The organism is Geodermatophilus sp. FMUSA9-8 (assembly GCF_037034165.1).
GTDB classification, from domain to species: Bacteria; Actinomycetota; Actinomycetes; order Mycobacteriales; family Geodermatophilaceae; genus Geodermatophilus; species Geodermatophilus nigrescens.
In genome coordinates, this window is sequence record NZ_JBAGKE010000008.1 from 20,573 (window position 1) to 35,914 (window position 15,342).

The following is a 15,342-nucleotide window of genomic DNA, read 5'->3' on the forward strand; positions in this document are numbered from 1 at the left end:
GTCTCCCCGGACGGGCGGACCGCGCCGCCACGCGCGCCGCCAGGACCGGCGGGGGCGCTGCGGCGTCCTGCCGAGGCCCCGCGTCACCGCGGCCGACCGCCCGATGCCGGGGGCGTCCCGGGTGTGACGAGGGGCGGCGCGGGCCGGTCTCGTCCGCGCCGGGGGCCGACCCCGGCTCGGTCGACGGGTCGACGCGACGCGCCCAGGTGGGGCGAGGCGTTATCCGACCGTGACAACTAAGCTGCTTCGTACTACAGTTCCCTGCGGTCCGGCCGAGCCGTGCTCCTCGATCCGAGGACCTCGGGCGGATCCCGCCGAACCGTCCGCGCCGACCGGCCGGATGGACCGGGAACCCACCGAACCCTCGGGGTGAGTCCTGCGTGCGCTGCTGCGTGCCAGGTAGGGCGACTTCCAGCCCGAACCCGTCAGCTAACCCGGTAGGCGGTCAGGAAGAACGGAGAGCCGCCGTCTTGGCGACCCTGTACGACCGCGCCCTTCGCACGTGCCCCGTCCCTCGATCCACCACCGGCTCGCGGCCGGTCCGGCCGCGGCGGCGCCCGGGTCGGCGGCTGCGCCGGTTCCTCGTCCCCGCCGGGCTCGTCGCGGCCCTCCTGGCCGGCGGAGCCGCCCCCGCGGCGGGTGCCGCGCCATCCCTGGCCGGGGAGGGGCAGCCGGTCTCCGGCGACCTCGCCGCCGAGGTCGAGCGCATCGACCGGGAGCTGGCCGCGGCCGAGGAGCAGCTGCAGCGGGCGACCGTCGAGGCCGAGGCCGCCGCGGACGCCTCCCGCGCCGCCGCGGCCGAGCTGACCGCCGCGCAGTCCGCGGCGGCGGCCGCGGCCGCCGAGCTGGAGGCCGCTCGTGCCGCCGTCGACGCGGCGCGCGACGACGTCGCCGCGCTCGGGCGGGAGGCCTTCATGGGCGCCGATCCCCTCGGCGGGGCGACCGTGCTCCTCGACGCGGCGGGTCCCGAGGAGGTGCTGCAGCGCGCAGCGACGATGGACCTCCTCGGTGAGGACCGCGCCGCACGGCTGGAGGCGTTCGAGGACGTCCGGCAGCGCCAGGAGCGGGCCGACCGCGCAGCCCGGGAGGCGGTCGCCGAGCGGGATGCCGCGGCGCGGGCGGCGGCCGCGGCCGACGCGGGTGCGCAGGCGCAGCTCGCGGCGTCCCAGCAGTCCTACGACGCGGCCGCGGCGCAGAAGGCCGTCCTCGAGCAGCGGCTGCGCGATGCGGAGACGCAGCTGCTGGCCGCCCGCGGCGCCGCCGATCCCGCGGCTGCCTGGGAGGAGCAGCAGCGCACCGACCTGGCGCTGACCCGCGCCGGTTCCGGCGCGCTGGTGGACGGCCAGGTGACCTCCTGCTACGGCAGTCGGTGGGGCACCAACCACAACGGCATCGACATCGCCGCGCCCATCGGCACGCCGATCCGCGCGCCCGAGGGGGGCGTGGTGCTGCAGGCCGGCCCGGCCAACGGGTTCGGCCTGGCCGTCTACCTCCAGCACCCCGACGGCACCATCACCGTGTACGGCCACATCAACCAGTACTTCGTGGCCGCCGGCCAGACGGTGACCGCGGGCCAGCAGATCGCCGAGGTGGGCAACAAGGGCCAGTCGACCGGCCCGCACCTGCACATCGAGACGCACACCGGCGGCCTCTACGCCAACCGCGTCGACCCGGCGCCCTGGCTGGCCGCTCGCGGTGTCGACCTCGGCTGCTGACCCACGACGCGCGGGTCCCGGCCCTGCGGAGCGGGGCCCGTGGTGACCGCAGGACGCCGGCGGCCGGCGCAGCTGCGGCCTGCCGGGTCCGCGGGCGGGCCGGTGGTCAGCAGCCGCTGATCTCGACGCCCCGGGCGCGCAGCCACGGCACCGGGTCAACGGCTCCGCTGTACATGGCACCGTTCGGGTGCACCTCGAAGTGCAGGTGCGGGCCGGTGGACTGGCCGCGGTTGCCGACCTCGGCGATCTGCTGACCGGCGACCACGCGCTCGCCGGCCTCGACGAAGTACCGGTTGATGTGGCCGTAGACGGTGATGGCGCCGTCGTCGCCGAGGATGTAGACGGCCAGCCCGAAGCCGGTCGCCGAGCCGGCGCGCCGGACCACGCCCGAGGTGGCCGCATAGATCGGTGTGCCGATGGGGGCGGCGATGTCCACGCCGTAGGTGAACGTCCCCCAGCGGGGACCGAAGCAGCTGGTGACCCGGCCCGACGTCGGCTTGACGTAGCCGGACGACCCCGCCGCGCCGCCACCGGAAGGCGGGCCTGAGCCTCCGCCGGAGGGCGATCCCGAGCTGCTGCCGCCGCGGCCGCTGGTGGCCGCGGCGCGGGCGGCCGCTGCGGCGGCGGCTGCCTCCTGTGCCGCGCGGGCGGCCGCCGCGGCGGCCGCCGCCTCCTCGGCGGCCTTCTGCTGCTGCCACTGGCGGAAGGCGTCGCGGGCGCCCTGCAGCTCCAGGAGCCGGATCTGCGCGGCCTGCAGTTGCTGCTGGTAGCCCGCCTTCTCCGCGGAGACCTGTGCGTAGGTGGTCTGCTGGGTGGCGAGCTGAGCGTCGGCGGCGGCCCGGGTGGCGGCCGCCTCGGCCTCGGCGGCGGCCATCGCGTCGCGGGCGGCGCGCGCCTCGGAGTCCGCGTTGGCCTGGCGCACGCGGGCGATCCGGAGCTCGGCGAGGACGTCGACCTGCAGGTCCCCGACGTAGTCCAGCGTCGCCGCTCGCTGGAGGAGCTCCCCGGGGCCGGCCGAGTCCAGCAGCGCGGAGGCCGTGGTGAGCGTGCTGCCGGTCATGTAGCTGCGGCGGGCGAACGTGCCCAGCCGGGAGGTCGCTGCGTCGATTGCCTCCGTCGCCGCCTGCAGCTGAGCGGCGGTCTGTGCAGCGATGTCCTGGGCCGCCTGGAGGGCCTCCTCGGCGGCGAGATAGGCGGCGCCCGCGGCCTCCGCCTGCACGGTGGCCCGCTCGAGCTCTCCCTCCGCGGTGGCCACCAGGGCGGCGATCCGGCCGACCTCGGCGGCGGCCGCGTCCTGGGCGGACCGGGCGGCTCCGATCTCGGCGTCGCTCGGGTTCGGCGGAGGCGGAGGGGCGGCCGTCGTCGGCGCCGGAGCGCCGAGCAGGAGAGCGCCGGCGAGGACACCGACCACCGTGCTCCGCCATCCCCGACGCCGTCGGCTCGCGGGCGCGGTGGGTGGGGCGGCGACCTCGCAATTACGGGGCGGCGAGGTCGCGCGGCGTGCGCCGGGACGGCTGGGCATGCGGACTCCCTGGGGAGAGGGCTGTCGTCGAGAGCGGAGGCAGCGTCGCACCGCGCCGATCAGCACCACCGGCAACACACGCCACAACTATTGCCATTCGTAGAGCCGTCTTTGTGGGGCGACTGCTCCGCTCCCTCGCGCCGAGGCCGGGTGGCCGTGCCGGGGCCGCGTCGCCGGAGGCGTGGTGTGGTCGAGGACGGTCGCGGCGGACCGGGCGCGGCCCCGTGGCCAGGTCCCGGGGATGCGCCCGCTCCAGGTGCGAGGCCCACCGGGCGCCCGGGTCAGAGCGGGAGTGGCGGGCCGCGACCGCCAGTCCCGATGGCCGTCGCCCGGCCGGCCCGTGCGATCCGCCACTGCGCACCGTAATCGATTCGTGACAACTATGCCGTTTCGTACTAGCCTCTGGTCTCGGCTCGGCCGGCCTGGTCCTCCAATCCAGGCCTCGCGCCGACCCTCCGGACCATCCCGAGTCTGCTGGTGGGAGAGGGCCGGGGACCCGTGAACGTCGAGGTGGGACATGCGCGCGTCCGCGCGTGCCCGGCCGGGTGCCTCCAGCTGGCCCGTCCGCTGCCTCGCTCGGCCCAGGAAGAACGGAGCCGCCGTCTTGGCGACCCTGCAGCACCCCCTCGGTGTCCTGCGCCGAGGCGGTCTCCGCGTCGGCGCCCCTGCGGTGACCGGCGGCACCCGCCCGGCTTGGCGCAGCGGGCGCGGACGCCCTCGCCGCGCCCTTCTCGTCCTCGCGCTGGCGGCCGCCGTCCTGGGCGCCGGCCTCCCGTCGGCGGCGGCGGCGCCCGGGGACGACGGCGGGACAGCGACAGCGCAGTCCACCTTCGACGCGCTGGCCGCCGAGGTCGAGCGCATCACCGGTCTCGTCGAGGCGGCCGAGCAAGAGCTGCAGCGGCTGACCGTGGAGGCCGAGGCCGCCGCCGATTCGGCTCGCGCCGCCCAGGACGGGCTCGCCGCGGCGCAGGCCGCGGCGGCCGCCGCGGCGGCCGACCTGGAGGTGGCCCGGTCGGCGGTCGCCCAGGCGCAGGGCGCGGTGACCGCTCTGGCCCGCGAGGCGTTCATGGGCTCGGCCGGTCTCGGGGACGCCGCGGCCCTGCTCGACTCGGCGGGCCCTGACCAATTCCTGCAGCGCGCAGCCACCATGGACCTGCTGGGCGACGACCGTGCCGCACGCCTCGCCGCGTTCGAGGCCCTGCGGGCCCAGCAGCAGGCCGCCGACCGCGCCGCCCGCGCCGCCGTGGCCACCCAGGAGCAGGCGGCGGCGGCCGCCGCGCAGGCCGATGCCGCCGCGCGGGCGCAGATGGCCGCCGCACAGCAGTCCTACGACACGGTGGCCGAGCAGCAGGCGACCCTGCGGGCCCAGTTGCGGGACGCCGAGATCCAGCTGCTCGCGGCCCAGGGGGTGCAGCAGGCCGCTGCGACCTACGACCAGCAGCAGCGCGCCGAGATCGCCCAGGAGCGCGCGGCCACCGCCGCGCTTGTGGCCGGCAGGGTGACGTCCTGCTACGGCAGCAGGAGCGGCACCCAGCACAACGGCATCGACATCGCCGCCACGCTGGGGACCCCCATCTACGTCCCGGCCGACGGCGTCGTCGTGCAGGCCGGCCCGGCCAACGGCTTCGGCCTCGCCGTCTACATCCAGCACGCCGACGGCACGATCACCCTGTACGGCCACATCAACCGGTTCTTCGTCAGCGCGGGACAGCGGGTGACCGCCGGCCAGCAGATCGCCGAGGTCGGCAACCGCGGCCAGTCCACCGGACCGCACCTGCACATCGAGACCCACACCGGCGGCCTCTACGTCAACCGCGTCGACCCGGCGCCCTGGCTCGCCGCCCGGGGCATCACGCTGGGCGGCGCCTGCGGCTGACGGGAGCTCCCGCCTGCGTGACGTCGATCGCTGCAGGAACCCTCCGGGGCTCCGTGACGACCAAGAGGGCGTGACCACCTCCTGCTCGCGCCGCATCCGCCGGAACACCTCGGTCGTGGCTCTGTCCCTAGGAGCGGTGGTGCTCGCCGCCGCGTCGGCCAGTGCGCACGTCGAGGCCAATGCGGAGGGCGCACGGGCAGGCGCCGGGCCGGTGACGGTGTCCTTCCTCGCCGAGGCGGAGTCGTCGACCGCGGGCATCGTCGGCGCTAAGGTCCAGCTGCCCGAGGGGCTGGCCCCGCAGTCGGCGACGCTGGCGGCCGCGCCGGCCGGGTGGGCACTGACGCCCACCGTCGACGGATACGAGGTTGCCGGCCCGGACATCGGCGCAGGAGTCGATCTCGAGTACAGCGTGGTGATCGCCCAGCTGCCCGCGGACGCGCCCGCCGAGCTTCCGTTCAAGACCTTGCTGCGGTACTCCGACGGCGTGGAGGACGCCTGGATCGAGGTCCCCTTCGAGGCTGACCCCGAGCCCGAGAACCCCGCTCCGATGATCACGCTCGCAGCGGCGGCGGCTCCGGTGACGCCCTCGGCTCCGGCGACCACCTCGGCTCCCGCGACGCCGTCCGCCACGCCGTCCACCACGGCCGAGTCGTCGACGGGTCAGGCGGCGGAGGCGGCCGCGGCAGAGGGCGGCGGGCCCACGCTGGGCACCGTCCTCCCCCTGGCGGCAGTCGCTGTGGCGGCCCTCGCCGCAGGCCTGTGGTTCGTCCGGCGGAGGTCCGCGCGCGCTGGTCGCTGACCCCAGGGGGCAGGGGGCTTGCTGCTCCCGAGGGGTGCGGCGGGGGTCTGCATCGTGCGGCGTCTGCATCCGAGCTGCTCGGCGCGCCCCTCATCAGCGCCATCGGCTACGGCGGGACGGCGATCCCCGGCCTCCCCTTTGATCCGGTGACCGGCGCGGTGCCCAACGAGGCGGGTCGGATCGACGGCGTCCCCGGGGCGTATGCCGTCGGCTGTGCAAGCGGGGCTCCGCCGGAGGCATCGGCCACAACCGCAGCGACGCCGCGGAACCGGTCCGTACTCTCGTTCGACGACGCGATCGCCGGACGGCTGCCGAGCCCGGCCGGCAGCGCCCGCGCCTTCCGCCGAGCCGTCCGCCGGTCCCATCCCGACGTCGTCGGAGCCGCCGGCCTGGTCCGCATCCTGCGCGCCGAACGAGCCCGCGGTCAGGCCTCCGGCCGGCCGGCGGTGAAGGTCGCCACCGTCTCCGACCTGGTCCGGGCCAGCCGCCGCCGCTGACGGTGAGCGCCAGCGTGGACGCGGGCTGACCGCCCGTCACCGTCCTATGGCGGGTAGTAGCCTGGTCCTGGTGCGGCAGGGAGTGCAGCGGACATCCCAGAACGAGGGCCACCGTGGCTGAGGACCGGCAGGTGGAGCACCCCTCCCGGGCAGGCGCCGAGCCGGGCCTGTCGCGGCGGCGGCTGCTGGGGTGGTCGGGGCTCGGCGTGGCCGGCGTCCTCGCGGCCGGAACGGTCGGGGGAGCAGTCGGCCGGGCGACAGCGGACGCGACCGCGCCGGCGACTGTGCCGGCCCCGACGTCGGCCCCGACGTCGGACCCCACGGCGGCCATCGAGTTCTCCGGCGTCCATCAGGCGGGCATCGTGACCCCGGCTCAGGACCGGTTGCACTTTGTCGCCTTCGACGTGGTCACGGACCGCCGGGATGAGCTCGTCGGGATGCTCAAGGCCTGGACGGCCGCCGCGCGCCGGCTGACCGCCGGAGAGTCGACGGGGCCGGATGACACCGGCGAGGCCGACGGCCTGCCCGCGTCCGGGCTCACCCTCACGGTCGGCTTCGGGCCGACGTTGTTCACGACGACCGACGGCCGGGACCGCTTCGGGCTGGCCGCACGCCGGCCAGGTCCCCTGGCCGACCTGCCGGCGTTCCCCGGCGATCGGATCGACCCCGCCATTAGCGGGGGCGACCTCGGCATCCAGGCGTGCGCCAACGACCCGCAGGTGCTGGTGCACGCCGTCCGCAACCTCGTCCGCCTCGGCTCCGGCGTCGTGCGGGTGCGGTGGACGCAGCAGGGCTTCGGGCGGACCTCGTCGACGAGTTCGGCGCAGGCGACGCCGCGCAACCTCCTCGGCTTCAAGGACGGCACCGCGAACCTCAAGGCGGAGAACGGGCAGGCCCTCGAGCGCTTCGTCTGGGTCGGCCAGAACGACGCCGACTGGCTGGTGGGCGGGTCCTATCTCGTCGTCCGCCGGATCCGGATGCTGCTCGAGGAGTGGGACGGCGTCCCGAGGGCGGAGCAGGAGGCCGTCATCGGACGGACCAAGGACACGGGAGCCCCGCTCGGTCAGCGCGCCGAGTTCGACCCCACGGACTTCACCGCGGTCCGGAACGGCCGGCCGGCCATCGCACGCGACTCGCACGTTTTCCTCTCACACCCGAGCAACACCGGCACGGCCATGCTGCGGCGCGGCTACAGCTTCGTGGACGGGGCGGACCGCGACGGTCGCCTGGCGGCCGGCCTGTTCTTCATCGCCTTCCAGCGGAATCCGGAGACCGGGTTCACCCAGGTGCAGCGCAACCTGGCGAGCGACGCGCTCAACCGGTTCACCGAGCACACCTCGTCGGCGGTCTTCGCCTGCCCGCCCGGGGTCGTGGACGACGAGGACTGGTGGGGACGCACGCTCTTCGATCCGGCGCCCTGAGTGCGACGGACCGCGACCTGGCAAGCGGCAGGGCGCGGACATCGGCACGGTGTTCCTGCGGCGCTCGGCTGCAGTCGATTCGCTTGGCGTGGCTGCGGGTCGGCGCCGCGCTCACCGCCACGGCGCTGGCAGGCGTCGCTGCCAGCGGTGCGCCGGTCGCGCCGTTGACCGGAACCGCCGCGGACCATGTCCCCCGGCTCGGGTTGGCGCCGGCCGGTGGCACTGCCCGGGCCGATGTCTGACCGAGCGCGGCGACCGCCGCGGTGGCAGTGTGCTCGCCCGTCCGCGGTGCGGGGAACGGTCCGCCGCATCCCGGGGCGAGCCTTCGAGGTCGCCGCGACGGGACCCGCGCCATTGCTTCCGTTCGTCGCGGCCGTTCTCGCCCAGCCGATCAGTGCGGTGGTGGACGGATGTGCTCCCCTTCCTCGGCCCGTCCGCCACACCGACGGGTCGGCTGCCGCCTTCCGTCCGGTCTGCCTGCGGACGACGACGCACGGACGAGGGGCCGTGAGGGTGCTCATGGCCCGGCACACCGGGACCACTACGACGTGCCGTAGTACTGTCTGGTCCGGTCCGACGAGCCGGATTCCTGGTCCCGAGCTCCCATCGGGTTGCGCCGGGTCGGTGCGCTGCGGCGCGTGCCGGTCCCGCGTAGCTGCAGCGCCCTCGAGTCCGCCAGGTGGCCCGGCCGATGGCAGGGAGAACGGAGCCCGTCGTTTGGCGATCCCGCACGAGAGTGCCATTCATCCATCAGGCTCGGCGGCGTCCGCGAATCGGCCGATGGCGGAAGCCAGGGGCGGCGCCTGCCTGTCACCCTTCTCGCCGGAGGCGGTCATGACGGCGGGCGTGCACCGAGCCGCGCGGTGCGGGAGTCGACGGTGACCGGGCGATCGCCTCGCGGAGGTCGGGGCGCCGGCCCGGTGGCGCGCTGTGTCGCGGTGCCGGGCGCGCTGCGGCGCAGCCGGACGTTGATCGGCGCCGTGGTGGTGGCATCGGGGATTGCCTCCTGTTCCGGTGCGCCGGGCGCGGGGTCCGCCGCCGCACCTCCCGTGGAGGCGGACCCCGGGATGCAGCACCTGCACGGACTGGAGGTGGATCCGGCCGACGGCGTCCTGTACGCGGCGACACACTCCGGCCTGTGGCGGATCCCGGAGTCCGGGGAGCCGTCGCGCGTCGCGGACGGGCATCAGGACCTCGTGGGGTTCGCGGTCACCGGGCCGGGCGCGTTCCTCGCCTCCGGACATCCAGATCTCCGGCACGATCCCGAGCTGCCCACGTGGCTGGGCCTGGTCCGCAGCACCGACGCCGGGGGCACCTGGCGGAGTGTCTCCCTGTCGGGTGAGGCCGATCTGCACGTCCTGCGCGCCGCTCACGGCCGGATCTACGGCTGGGACGCCGGCTCCGGCCGGCTGCTGGTCTCGGCCGATGAGGGGCTGTCGTGGGAGGAGCGCGGCACCGTGCCGCTGCGCGACCTCGTGGTGAGTCCGGCGGACCCCGCGGCGCTGCTGGCCACCAGCGAGCAGGAGCTGATGCGCAGCGCGGACGGCGGGCGGACGTGGGCCCCGATGCCGGGGTCCCCTTCTCTCACGGTGACCGCCTGGCCGACCACCGGCTCGTTGTACGGAGTGACCCCCGATGGCACCGTGCTGCACTCGGCTGATGCCGGGGCGACCTGGCAGCCCCGCGGCCAGGTCGCCGGCGAGGTGGAGGCGCTCAGCGTCCAGGCGGTGGACGGCACCGAGGTCGTCTACGTCGGGCTCGCAGGCGGAGGCATCCTGGTCAGCGGTGACGGGGCCTCCACCTTCGCCGTGCGGTACGCGGCGTGACCGGGATCCGAACGGCCGCCGTGGCTGCCGCGGTGGCCGCCCTTATCGGCCTGGGCGCGTGCGCGACCGGAGCGGAGCCCGGGCCGGCCGCCGACGTGGTCGGCGCCGGAGACGACGACGGGTTCGCCGGCACGCTGCTGGCCGATCCGCCGGTGCCCCGCCCGGCGCTCGTGCTGCCGGCGACCGACGGGCGCGCCTACGACCTCACCGCGGACAGCGACGGCGTCACGGCACTGTTCTTCGGCTACACCCGCTGCCCGGACATCTGCCCGACGACGATGGCGGACGTGGCCGCTGCCCGACGAGAGCTACCCCGGTCCGCGCAGGACCGGGTGACCGTCGTCTTCGTCACCGAGGACCCGGCCAACGACACGCCTCCTGTCCTGCGTGCGTGGCTGGATCGCTTCGACGAGGACTTCGTCGGACTGGTCGGCGGTGACGCACGGACCCGTGACGTCCTCACCGACCTCCACCTAACCGCGACCGAGGGGCACGTCGACCCGCCGACATCGGCGCCGCACGGGGACGGCGGATTCGAGCACAGCGGCGTGGTGTACATCTTCGGGCCGGACGACGAGCGGACCGTGGTGCACACCGGCGGCACCACTGTCGCCCAGTACGCCTCGGATCTCCGGGAACTCCTCGGCCCGGCGTGAGGGGGGGGCTCAGGGCGCTGCGCGGCCCACCCTGCTGCGCCACCACCGGGCCGCGACGGCCGCCGTTGCGACTCCGACGACGAGCGCGACGACGGTCGCCGAGGCGCGGGCCACGGCGACGCGTCGCCCTGGCCACGGGCCGCCTGGCACAGCGCTGCGGGCCCGCGCCAGGCGCGTTTCCCGGCGCGAGTCACCGCATGCTCCCTCCGGCCGACCGCATACCCCGTCCGACGTGTTGGGGCCTGCGTGGCTCCGCCCCGCGCGCGGCGCGTCATCGTCCGACTATGCGCCGTAGTAGCCACCTGGTGTCCTCAGGTGACCACGCAACCCATCACGGTGAGGAAGAGCCACCCGGTGGTGGCCGGCAGGGCGAGGGCGGCGATGGCGACCCCGAGGCACCCGGCCAGACGCACGATCCGACGGCGGCGCGGATCGCTGATCGTCAGGCGCCGCAACCGGTCCTCGGTCAGCCGGCCGGCCATGCCCAGCCCCCCTAGGGGACGGGGCTGTCCGGTGAGTCGGCTCAGGGCCTCACGCACGGCCGCCGGGCCGCAGCGGCGGGCGGCCTCCGCGTCGGCGGCCAGCTCCACCAGGTCCTTGACCGCGGCGGGGGCCGAGCGCAGCAGGGGGCAGACGGGCAGTGTCGTGGCGAGCACCTCGACGAGGGCCAGCAGCATGTGGTGACGCCCGCGCAGGTGCGCCCGCTCGTGCTCGATGGTCGCCGCGACGGCGGCCGGCGGCAGGACGTCCCGCAGGGTGTCGCTCACCAGGATGAGGCCGGGCCGGCCGCCGATGGAGACGGCCAGCGGCCGGTCGTCGCGGACCCAGAGCGGCTCGTCCCCCGCAGACTCGCCCGCCAGGAGGCGCAACTGCCGCAGATGGGGCGCCCGGATGCGACGGACGCGCCGGCGGTCGCGGAGCACCCAGCCGAGGCGCAGGGCGATCGCCGTCGTCGTCAGCAGGCTGACGGCGGCGACCGCCTCCCGCCATCCGGGCACCGATCCGGCCGAGAGCGCCGTCCAGCACCCACCGGCCAGCCGGAGCAGGCCCGTGGACGGGTGCTCATCGGCCGGCAGGGCCTGCAGGGCTGTCATGGTGACCGCCGAGACCACTAGCCCCACCACGGAGAGCACCCAGCCGGTCAGCAGGACCGTCGGGTCCACACGACGGTCGGCCAGCCACATCAGGGCGCGATGGCCGAGACAGCCGACGACGATGCTCCCCGCCAGCAGGGTGAGGACTCCGGTCACCGCTGCCCTTGGCGGCGTGACAACGCGTCGCGCAGGACTGAGGTCTCCTCGTCCGAGGCGGTCTCGGCGAAGTGCAGGAGGACCGCCCGCGGGTCGTCCGAGGCGTCGAGGACCTCCCGCAGGGAGGCGGCCGCCGCCTCCTGTCGGCTCGCCATCGGCCGGTAGCGGTAGGCGCGGCCGACGACCTCACGCTCGACCATGGCCTTGCCGTGCAGATGGCTCAGCACGGTCATGACGGTGGTGTAGGCCAGGTTGCGCTGGCCCGGCAGTCGCTCGAGCACCTCACGGACCGTGAGCGGCCCCTCGGTCGACCACAGCACGTCCATCACGGCCGACTCGAGTGTCCCCAGGCGTGGCATGGCGGCCCCCTCCGTGTCCGACAGTCCGCGAGTGTGCCGCACCTGCAGGCGGTGGCCGGCGGATCCGCCGGAACCGGCGCGCGGCAGTCTACGTCAACCCTGAAGGGCTGGACCGCGTCGCGCCGACGGTATGTGCCCGGTGGCGGCGGAGTCGGGAGCGAGCGGTGGCGTAGGCGAAGGGGTGCCCCCGGACTCCCTGGCGCACAGCCGATCGGACGAGGTGGCTGACGTAGCGTGACGGGGTGACCGAGGGAGCCGGACACGCTCATCCTGTCGATCCTCAACGCGTCCACCGCGCCCGCTCGCGCCTGCCCGGGCGGGAGGACGCGGCACGGCTGACGAGCGTGCTGAGTCTGCTCGCCGACCCGACGCGGGCGCGCGTCCTGTACGCCCTCGACGTCGTCGAGGAGCTGTGCGTCGGGGATCTGGCCTTGGCCTTGGAGGCCAGCGAGGACGCCGTGAGCTACGCCCTCCGACTGCTCCGGACGGCCGGCTTCGTCACTGCGCGCCGGGAAGGGCGGATCGTCTTCTACCGGCTGGCCGACGGCTTCCCCCAGCCCCTTCGTGAGCACTGCCTGCGCCAGTTGGTCGACCTCTCGCGCCGCAGCCCCGAGGGGAGTTGACCCGCGCCGGTGACAAGGCGGCGGATCCGGTCGTACTACGGATCGTAGTACGGTGGTGCCCGCGGAGGGAGGTGACCGTGCGGCGTCTGCTGTGGGTTTTGCTCGTGTTGGGCGGCGTCTTCCTCATGCACGGGGTCGCCTTCCTGATCGGGCAGCAGCATCCCCCGGGCGGCGCCCCGGCCGCGCATGCCGCCCCGGGTGAGGCGAGGCCCGTGACGGCGCTCGATCCGGTGACGATCCCGTCGATGGCGGGCGCACCGGGCACCGTCGTCGATGATGCGCTGCCCGGACCGGGGGAGGCCCCGGACCACGACGCCGCCGGTCACCTGTGGTCCCTCTGTCTCGCCGTCCTCGCCACCGTGCTCGTGTGCGTGGTCCTCGGTCGCGACCCGGCCCCGACCGCCTCCCGCGACGGGCCACAACGGCCGCGCGGGCGCCTGGGTGGGCCGGCCCTCCGGCGACCTCCTGACCTCTCCGTCCTCTGCCTGTTGCGGATCTAGGCCGAACGTCCGGCCGGCCCGAGCCGGCCCGCGTTCCCGCACGCCCGGACCCCCGTACAGACAGATCGACTGGAGACCTGCCATGACCCGCACCACCGCGCGCCTGACCCGCCTCGCCGGCGGGCTGATCGCCGGCGCCGTCGTCCTCACGGGCTGCTCGACCGGCAGCGACACACCCGACGCCGGCGCCAGCAGCTCGGCTGAGCAGTCGGCCGAGTTCAACGACGCCGACGTCACCTTCGCCCAGCAGATGATCGTCCACCACGAGGGCGCGATCGAGATGGCGCAGCTCGCCGACGGCCGCGCTCAGGACCCGCGGGTCCTGGACCTCGCGTCCCGCATCGAGGCCGCCCAGCAGCCGGAGATCGAGACCCTGACCGGCTGGCTGGAGGACTGGGGCCAGCCGACGGAGGCCGAGGACTCGATGGGCGGCATGGGCCACGGGTCCATGGACACGGGCGGCATGGAGATGTCCGAGGAGGACATGTCCGCCCTCGAGGCCGCGTCCGGCGCCGAGTTCGACCGCATGTGGCTGGAGATGATGACCGAGCACCACAACGGTGCGGTGGACATGGCGCAGACCGAGCTCTCCGACGGGCAGAACGCCGATGCCCAGGACCTCGCCCAGCAGATCATCGACTCGCAGAGCGCCGAGATCGACGAGATGGAGGAGATCCTCGCCGAGATCGGCGGCTGAGCCGACGGGTGGCGCCGCGGCCCGCCGCGGCGCCACCCGCCCCACGCCGCGCCGGCGCGGGGACCGCATCCGATCCCTTTCCTCGGCTCCCGGAGGCCCTCATGCACACCCCCGTCCGGCACCGGGCGTCCTCCTCCCGCCTCCACCGCGCCGCCGGGACCACGGTGGTGGTCCTGCTCACCGCCGGCATCGCCGGGTGTTCCGCCGGCGACGGCGACGCCGCCGACGACGATTTCCGGTTCGACGGCGCCACCGCGGCAGGTCAGGTGATCAGCACGCCGGCGCGGGAGTCCGCGCCGGCCTTCGGCGGGGAGCTGCTGGACGGCACCGCCTTCGACTCCGCGGAGCTGGCCGGCGATGTCGCCGTCCTCAACTTCTGGGGGTCGTGGTGCACGCCGTGCCGGGTGGAGACCCCCGACTTCCAGGCGGTGTACTCCGAGCTCCGGGGCGAGGGCGTGCAGTTCCTGGGCGTCGACGTCAAGGACCAGCGGCAGCTCGGCCAGGCCTTCGTCGACTCCGTCGGCGTCGAGTACCCCTCGCTGTTCGACCCCAGCGGTGAGGTCGCCCTGGCCTTCCGCGGCTTTCCGGCCAACGTCGTCCCGTCGACCATCGTGCTCGACCGGGAGGGCAGGGTCGCGGCGGTCTACACCGGAGCAGTCGCCCGCGAGGACCTGCTGGCCGCGGTGACCACCCTGCTGCAGGAGCCCGAGGCGTGAGCGGCCTGGGGGAGACCTTCGCCGGCATCGTCACCGACGGGTCGCTGCTGCTGGCGGTCGCCGTGGCCGCCCTCGTGGGACTGATCAGCTTCGCCTCGCCGTGCTGCCTGCCGCTGGTGCCCGGCTACCTGGGCTACATCGCCGGCCTGGCCGGCTCGGAGACCGATCGGGCCGCCGAGGGGCGACCGGGCGGCGGCGACGCCACGGCTCCGGCCTCCTCGCCGGGTGGGGCCCCGGCCGGTGGCCGCACGGCGGGGGTCGCGGTGCAGAGACCCCCGGTGGCGGCCGGCGCGGCGCGACGCCGCGTGCTGCTCGGCGCGCTGCTGTTCATCGCCGGGTTCAGTGCCGTGTTCGTGTCCTTCGGCGCCCTCTTCGGTGGCCTGGGACGGCTGCTGCTGGAGTGGGCGCCGGTGCTGACCCGCGTCGCCGGTGTGGTGACCATCGCCATGGGCCTGGCCTTCCTCGGCCTGCTGCCCTGGCTGCAGCGGACCCGCCGGCTGTCGCACCGGCCCACCGGCGGCCTGGCCGGGGCGCCGGTGCTCGGGATCGTCTTCGGTCTGGGCTGGACCCCTTGCCTGGGGCCCACGCTGGCCGCGGTCACCTCGCTGGCCTACACCGAGGCGTCGGCGCTGCGCGGTGCCGTCCTCGGGCTGGCCTACTGTCTGGGGCTGGGCATCCCGTTCCTGGCGGTGGCGCTCGGTGCCCGCCGGGCCCTGGCCATGTCGGGCTGGGCCCGCCGACGCGCTCGTGCGGTGACCGTCACCGGTGGCGTCCTGCTGGTCGTGCTGGGGCTGCTCCTGGTCACCGGGCTGTGGGACGGGCTGATGTTCTGGCTGCGGGCCTGGCTCGCCGCGAAGGGCTGGGGGAGTTCGGTCCTGTGATGAC

At 75.2% G+C, this 15,342-nt stretch carries 14 protein-coding genes and 1 riboswitch; of the genes, 11 read left to right on the forward strand and 3 right to left on the reverse strand.

Annotated features, from left to right (window positions below):
• Positions 1–316: 316 nt before the first annotated feature.
• A riboswitch (cyclic di-AMP (ydaO/yuaA leader) is annotated at positions 317–459 on the forward strand.
• 11 nt (positions 460–470) lie between these two features.
• Positions 471–1,715, forward strand: a complete 1,245-nt coding sequence (locus tag WA616_RS16575) for a M23 family metallopeptidase (protein ID WP_336031527.1) — start codon at positions 471–473, stop codon at positions 1,713–1,715.
• Between the two features lie 106 nt (positions 1,716–1,821).
• Here WA616_RS16575 and WA616_RS16580 read toward each other — a convergent pair whose 3' ends face one another.
• On the reverse strand, positions 1,822–3,126 hold the full coding sequence (locus tag WA616_RS16580; RefSeq protein ID WP_336031530.1) for a M23 family metallopeptidase: 1,305 nt from the start codon (positions 3,124–3,126) through the stop codon (positions 1,822–1,824).
• Between the two features lie 715 nt (positions 3,127–3,841).
• On the opposite strand from WA616_RS16580, the gene WA616_RS16585 reads away from it, so the two are divergent.
• The 5 genes from WA616_RS16585 (at position 3,842) to WA616_RS16605 (ending at position 10,312) form a co-directional block, all read left to right on the forward strand.
• Positions 3,842–5,113: a M23 family metallopeptidase gene (locus tag WA616_RS16585; protein ID WP_336031531.1), complete on the forward strand. Its 1,272-nt coding sequence runs from the start codon at positions 3,842–3,844 to the stop codon at positions 5,111–5,113.
• Between the two features lie 139 nt (positions 5,114–5,252).
• Positions 5,253–5,912: a DUF1775 domain-containing protein gene (locus WA616_RS16590; protein WP_336031532.1), complete on the forward strand. Its 660-nt coding sequence runs from the start codon at positions 5,253–5,255 to the stop codon at positions 5,910–5,912.
• 610 nt (positions 5,913–6,522) lie between these two features.
• Complete coding sequence (gene efeB / locus WA616_RS16595; protein ID WP_336031533.1) at positions 6,523–7,830, forward strand: iron uptake transporter deferrochelatase/peroxidase subunit; 1,308 nt, start codon at positions 6,523–6,525, stop codon at positions 7,828–7,830.
• Between the two features lie 1,067 nt (positions 7,831–8,897).
• Positions 8,898–9,656, forward strand: a complete 759-nt coding sequence (locus WA616_RS16600) for a F510_1955 family glycosylhydrolase (RefSeq protein ID WP_336031535.1) — start codon at positions 8,898–8,900, stop codon at positions 9,654–9,656.
• Complete coding sequence (locus WA616_RS16605; RefSeq protein WP_336031536.1) at positions 9,653–10,312, forward strand: SCO family protein; 660 nt, start codon at positions 9,653–9,655, stop codon at positions 10,310–10,312. Before WA616_RS16600 ends, WA616_RS16605 begins: the two co-directional genes overlap by 4 nt.
• Before the next feature lie 311 nt (positions 10,313–10,623).
• Here WA616_RS16605 and WA616_RS16610 read toward each other — a convergent pair whose 3' ends face one another.
• A complete protein-coding gene (locus WA616_RS16610; protein ID WP_336031537.1) occupies positions 10,624–11,562 on the reverse strand; it encodes a M56 family metallopeptidase in 939 nt (312 codons plus the stop codon).
• A complete protein-coding gene (locus tag WA616_RS16615) occupies positions 11,559–11,921 on the reverse strand; it encodes a BlaI/MecI/CopY family transcriptional regulator (RefSeq protein ID WP_336031538.1) in 363 nt (120 codons plus the stop codon). Before WA616_RS16615 ends, WA616_RS16610 begins: the two co-directional genes overlap by 4 nt.
• Positions 11,922–12,265: 344 nt before the next feature.
• Here WA616_RS16615 and WA616_RS16620 point away from each other — a divergent pair, with 344 nt between their 5' ends.
• The 5 genes from WA616_RS16620 (at position 12,266) to WA616_RS16640 (ending at position 15,338) form a co-directional block, all read left to right on the forward strand.
• Positions 12,266–12,544, forward strand: a complete 279-nt coding sequence (locus tag WA616_RS16620; protein WP_336031539.1) for an ArsR/SmtB family transcription factor — start codon at positions 12,266–12,268, stop codon at positions 12,542–12,544.
• A gap of 77 nt (positions 12,545–12,621) precedes the next feature.
• The gene (locus tag WA616_RS16625) at positions 12,622–13,044 is read left to right on the forward strand and encodes a DUF6153 family protein (RefSeq protein WP_336031541.1); all 423 of its coding nucleotides are present in this window, start codon (positions 12,622–12,624) and stop codon (positions 13,042–13,044) included.
• Positions 13,045–13,126: 82 nt separating this feature from the next.
• The gene (locus WA616_RS16630) at positions 13,127–13,741 is read left to right on the forward strand and encodes a DUF305 domain-containing protein (RefSeq protein ID WP_336031543.1); all 615 of its coding nucleotides are present in this window, start codon (positions 13,127–13,129) and stop codon (positions 13,739–13,741) included.
• Between the two features lie 101 nt (positions 13,742–13,842).
• Entirely contained in the window at positions 13,843–14,457 is a 615-nt protein-coding gene (locus tag WA616_RS16635) for a TlpA family protein disulfide reductase (RefSeq protein ID WP_336031545.1), read from the forward strand.
• A complete protein-coding gene (locus WA616_RS16640) occupies positions 14,454–15,338 on the forward strand; it encodes a cytochrome c biogenesis CcdA family protein (protein ID WP_336031547.1) in 885 nt (294 codons plus the stop codon). The genes WA616_RS16635 and WA616_RS16640 overlap by 4 nt, the downstream gene beginning before the upstream one ends.
• Positions 15,339–15,342: the final 4 nt, after the last annotated feature.

Coding starts and splice junctions, on each gene's coding strand:
- WA616_RS16630 (WP_336031543.1), top strand. CDS start 13,127: ATGACCCGCACCACCGCGCGCCTGACCCGCCTCGCCGGCGGGCTGATC.
- WA616_RS16635 (WP_336031545.1), top strand. CDS start 13,843: ATGCACACCCCCGTCCGGCACCGGGCGTCCTCCTCCCGCCTCCACCGC.
- WA616_RS16615 (WP_336031538.1), bottom strand. CDS start 11,921: ATGCCACGCCTGGGGACACTCGAGTCGGCCGTGATGGACGTGCTGTGG.
- WA616_RS16600 (WP_336031535.1), top strand. CDS start 8,898: ATGCAGCACCTGCACGGACTGGAGGTGGATCCGGCCGACGGCGTCCTG.